Origin of the sequence: Intrasporangium oryzae NRRL B-24470 (genome assembly GCF_000576595.1) — a bacterium.
In the GTDB taxonomy this organism is placed as follows: domain Bacteria; phylum Actinomycetota; class Actinomycetes; order Actinomycetales; family Dermatophilaceae; genus Intrasporangium_C; species Intrasporangium_C oryzae.
Map to the genome: position 1 here is coordinate 1 of NZ_AWSA01000124.1, position 618 is coordinate 618.

Here is a 618-nt window from a genome sequence, read left to right on the forward strand (position 1 = left end):
CCAGACTGCAGCGGTTGAAGCCATACGACCCGGAGTCCAAGGGCGTGGTCGAACGCAGGAACGGGTTCTTCGAGACCTCGTTCATGCCCGGCCGCGTCTTCACCTCCCCGGCTGACTTCGATGCCCAGTTCACCGACTGGCTGACCATCGCGAACAACCGCGTGGTGCGCACCATCAAGGCCCGCCCGGTCGATCGGCTCGATGCCGACCGGGCGGCCATGCTCCCGTTGCCGCCGGTCGCCCCATCGGTGGGCTGGGTCAACCGGGTCCGGCTCGGACGGGACTACTACGTCCGCGTCGACAGCAACGACTACTCCGTCGACCCCGCGGTGATCGGCCGATTCGTCGACGTCACCGCCGGCCTGTCCCGCGTCGAAGTCCGCCACGACGGGCGCCTGGTCGCTGCTCACGACCGGATCTGGGCACGCGGCATGACCGTCACCGACCCCGGACACGTCGCGGCGGCGAAGGTGCTGCGCGAACAGTTCCAGCGCGCCCACCCAACGCCGGCCCCTGACCTCGACATGACGCGTGACATGACGCGGGACCTGGCCGACTACGACCGCGCCTTCGGCCTCCTCGACGGCGCCCTGACCGCCGGGGGCCTGACCGCCGGGG

At 70.4% G+C, this 618-nt stretch carries 1 pseudogene; it reads left to right on the forward strand.

Annotation, left to right across the window (positions count from 1 at the left end):
- Window positions 1-467: pseudogene (locus tag N865_RS21335) on the forward strand (Mu transposase domain-containing protein); the annotation flags it as partial.
- Between the last annotated feature and the right edge of the window lie 151 nt (window positions 468-618).